Raw genomic sequence first — 4395 nt, forward strand, 5'->3', positions numbered from 1 at the left:
AAATACTCCGCCAAGTTCGGCCGACCCCTGCGGTCTCCCTCCAAATTTCTTTTTGAACGGCTCTGTTTGCATAGCTGGCCCGGCAATATTCGTGAATTGGAAAACTACGTCAAACGTTACGTCCTGCTTGGTTCGGAAGAAGTCACGGAAGAGATTCTGAAGGAACAAGAGATAACCGGGGGATCGGACGAGCTGCATGGGGCAACTTTGCAGCACCCTCATCCGGCTGCTTTCGTGCCTTCGCTGCCCGCGACGCAACCCATCTCTCTGAAGAAGTTCAGTCAACAAGCCTCTCAGCTAGCAGAACGCTTTCTGATCCTGAGGACACTGAAAGCCACCCGTTGGAACCGCAAACAGGCAGCCCGGCTTCTTCAAATCAGCTATCGCGCTCTGCTTTACAAGATTCGTGACATCCAGGGAGGGGACCACCGAAGGCAGCCCGCCGACGCAACCCTCGCGACTCAGGACTAGATTTCGAGTCTTTCAAGAACACCTTTCTGCTTCCAGTTTGGGCAAGATTGTTCTGCCGGGCCGATCACTCTCCCCAGGGCGCGTGAAGCAGTTCTTTCCATCGCGAATTGTGGTTCCATCCCGCCATTGCGGGCGCAAACCACAGATGTGGCCGTCTCTTCGTTCCCTTTCCACGGTCAGCTTCCCTCGCCCGAGGAAAGGCCTCAGGGAGTGGATTGGCCTTGCAATTGTCTGATGTTTCGTCTATTCAGGCTTCTGCCCCAAAGCAAATGAAGCCGGTGGAATGGACCCAAGCTCATTGACCAACAAGACCCAAAACCCCATCCCGATGGTCGATCTCCGCGCGCAGTACGCCACCATCCGGGAGCAGATCCGCGCCGCTATCGAGGCCGTGCTCGATTCCCAGCACTTTATTCTCGGACCGCAAGTGCAAGCATTGGAGGAGGAGATCGCTCGCTACTGCGGCCGGCGATTCGCGGTGGGCGTGGCTTCCGGCACCGATGCGCTGATCTTGGCGCTGCGGGCATGCGGGATTGGCCCAGGCGATGAGGTGATTGTGCCCTCCTTCAGTTTCATCGCCACCGCCGACTCGGTCAGCTTGCTGGGGGCAACGCCGGTATTTGTCGATATCCAGCCTGAGACGTTCTGCATCAATCCGGCAAAAATCGCCGCCAAGATTACTCCTCGGACGAGGGCCGTCATCCCGGTTCACCTTTACGGGCAGCCGGCGGATATGGATCCGATCCTCGAACTCGCTCACCAGCACAACCTGAAGGTCATCGAAGACAACGCCCACGCGATCGGGGCCACCTACAAGGGAAAGAAGACCGCGAGCCTGGGCGACGCGGGCTGCATCAGCTTCTATCCCAGCAAAAATCTGGGTGCGTACGGTGATGGCGGCATGATTGTCACGGATTCAGAGGAGCTCTGCCGACACCTGCGTTCGCTTCGCAACCACGGCAGCACAAAGAGATACTTCAGCGAAGAGCAGGGCTGGAACAGCCGCCTCGACGAAATTCAGGCAGCAATTCTACGGGTGAAGTTGCGGCACCTTGATGCGTGGAATGCCGGACGCCGGGCGAACGCAGCGCATTATGATGCGCTTCTCAACCGTCTGCCGGGAGTGGTGGTGCCGAAGGTGGCCCCGTGGGGCGAGCATGTCTTCCATCAATACACTATCCGCGTGCCCCACCGCGATCGTGTACAGAAAGTTTTGGCGGATCAAGGCATCGCCAGTACGGTTTACTATCCCACTCCCGTCCACTTGCAGCCAATCTATGCTTCACTTCAGCACCAGCCAGGCGATCTGCCCGAAACCGAGCGCGCCGCTGCCGAAGTCTTGTCCCTCCCGATGTATCCCGAATTGACGGTGACTCAGATCGAGCGCGTCGTGGACGTGGTCTCGAGCGCGCTCCAAGCTTGAGCCTGGACTCTTGCTGTTTGCGGTGATCGGTCTCGTAGCTTGGTTGCCCCAGTGGAAAGATTCCGTCCTGCGGTTACTGTTTCAAATTTTGCGTCACAACTCGCTGCGCGTCTCGGTCGCGGAATATCTGACGCTGTAGCCACTCGTGGGCAGCCGGTTCTATGCCGCGGTCTCTTACCTCTTCTGGCGTGCTCAGGACGAACGCACGCTCCGCTGCCGGACGCTGTTCCTACTGGCGAAGATCGCTGAGTTTCTGCATTGGGAGCGGAATACGAAACAGGAGGGGCGGGAGTGGCGCTTTACTGAGCTCGGCCGCTGTCTCTGGAAAGTTCAAAACCAAGAGTACTGGCGGCTTGAAAACAACCGCCACCACTTCGAAGAGTGTCCGGCCGGAAATGTCCAGGCAGCCTGAGCAGGAATCTCATTTCCGCCTAAGGGAGATTCTCCAGGGCCTGCCGGGCGCTCGCCGCGTACGCGAAACCTGGATTAAGGCTGAGCGCTTTCTTGAGAGATTGTTTGCCCTCGTTGACCTGGCCATCGGCCACGTAGGCCAGGCCGAGGTGGTAATGGTAAGTTGGGTTGTCGGGAGCTTTCTTAAGGGACTCGTCAAAGTAGCCGATGGCCGATTTATACGAACCCTTTTTATAGTGGGCCCAACCGAGCGTGTCCGCTGTAGCGGGGGAGTCCGGCATTTTTTCCCTCGCTTTTTGAGCCAAGGAAAGGGCTAGATCTAAATTGCCCCCGTGCTCAAGGTACAAGAAGGCAAGATTGTTCGCCACGATGGGGGCTTCGGGATCTATCCCGTGGGCTTTTTCGTAAATCTTTTGTGCTTGCTCCCAGTTGCCTTCAGCCTCGTACATATTCGCCAAAAGAACGTAATACCCTGTCGCCTTGGGATTCGCGTCGATAGCGGCCTGAGCCTCCTGTTTGGCCTTTTCGGTCGAGCCCTGCAGGGAGTAAATCCGGCTTAGCAGGCTGTGAGCGTCCGAGCTATTAGGTTCCAGCTCAATCGTCTTCCGCAAACTGGCTTCAGCCTTCTCGAAATCCTTCAACTGGAAATAGACCGAGCCGAGCAACAGGTGCAAAGCAGCCTTTTGCGGATACTGCTGGACGAGGGCCGACAATCGTTGCGCCGCTTTTCCCGCCTTATTCTGACCCAGATAAATGCTCATCAACGTGGCGAGAGCCGGGGGGGAAGTGGGGTCGCTTTCCAGGGCAGGTTGAAGCGCTATTTCCGCTTGTTTCAGGTCGCCCTTCACAAGAAACACGTTGGCGCGGATGACATGCGCGCCGACTAAGGCCGGCTCGATCTTGAGGGCCTCGTCGGCGTATTTCAGAGCTGACTCGGGGTCGCCGCTCTTCAGACTCACCTCTGCCACACCGAGAAGCGCCTGGGGCATGCGGGGTCGCAACTCCAGCGCGCGCAGCCAAGCCGACTTGGCCAGCGCGAAGTTGCCCATGGCATTCTGGGCCACGCCAAGAAAGTGATATCCGGCGGGCGAATTGGGCTCTCCGGTCAGCCCTTTTTGAATTTCGTTCACGGCCTCTCGTGCTTTGCCCTGGGCGAGGAGGATTCGGCCATTAAACAAAAGGCCTTCCGCATCGTTGGGACTTGCTTTAAGTATTTCTTGATTGAGTCGGTTGGCTTCCTCCATCCGCTGCAACTCGAACTGTAGCTCGATCAAATACTTCTTGGTGTCCATATCTTTGGGCTTGGAATCGAGAAGCATCTTGAATTCGGCAACCGCCTTTTCCCTCTGACCGTTGATCCAGTAGAAAAGCCCCAGGGCGCGGTAGGACCGGGGATCGTCGGGCGCTAATTGCTTAAGCTCCGCGAACACTTTTTCGGCGTCCGTGCTTTTTCCGCTCGCTGCGTACAACTGACCCAAATAGAGACGCGGAAGCGTGGCCTTTGGATCCGCTTCGATCGCGGCCCGCGTCTGCTCTTCAGCCTCGGCCATGCGCTTCTCCAAAAAATAGAAGCTGGCGAGCACCAGCCGCGCCCGCAAAGACTTCGGATCTGTCTTTATCGCTTTCTTGAAGGTGGCTTCGGCCTCGGCCTTGTTCCCAGCGGACAAATGGGTTGCGCCCAGGGCGAGATAGTTCTGAATCCGACTCGGATCGAGCTCAATGGCCTTCTCGAGCTCCCGAACAGCGCTCGGGATGTCGCGAGTGGCGGCATACTTCATGCCCAGCAAAACGCGGGCGGCCACATGGTTGGGATTTGCCCCAAGAACTAATTCCGCCTTTTCCTGAGCTTCGTCATATTTTCCGGCAGCAAGCAGGAAGCTCGCCAGATCGACCTGAGCATCAAAATTATTAGGGTCCAGGCGAACCGTCTCGTCCAACTCTTGGTAGGCGTTGCGCCAGTCTCGCAACCGGCCATACACCAGGGCCAGTTGGTAATGGGCATTGGCAAATTTTGGATCTATTTGAATCGCCCTGCGGAACTGAATCACTGCTGCCTTATATTCGCCCTTCTCGGCGTACTTACGGCCGGT

3 protein-coding genes are annotated in these 4395 nt (G+C 57.2%); 2 read left to right on the top strand and 1 reads right to left on the bottom strand.

From position 1 onward, the window contains the following. Window positions 1–471 (top strand): helix-turn-helix domain-containing protein (locus VIH17_11355; GenBank protein ID HEY4683828.1); only part of this gene is annotated, 471 nt, incomplete at its 5' end. Between the two features lie 283 nt (window positions 472–754). Next, window positions 755–1894 (top strand): DegT/DnrJ/EryC1/StrS family aminotransferase, encoded by a 1140-nt coding sequence (locus VIH17_11360; GenBank protein HEY4683829.1) that lies wholly within the window; start codon window positions 755–757, stop codon window positions 1892–1894. A gap of 431 nt (window positions 1895–2325) precedes the next feature. Here VIH17_11360 and VIH17_11365 read toward each other — a convergent pair. Continuing rightward, a partial coding sequence (locus tag VIH17_11365; protein ID HEY4683830.1) for a tetratricopeptide repeat protein occupies window positions 2326–4395 on the bottom strand: 2070 nt, incomplete at its 5' end.

The sequence above is a fragment of the Candidatus Acidiferrales bacterium genome, from assembly GCA_036514995.1.
In the GTDB taxonomy this organism is placed as follows: Bacteria; Acidobacteriota; Terriglobia; order Acidiferrales; family DATBWB01; genus DATBWB01.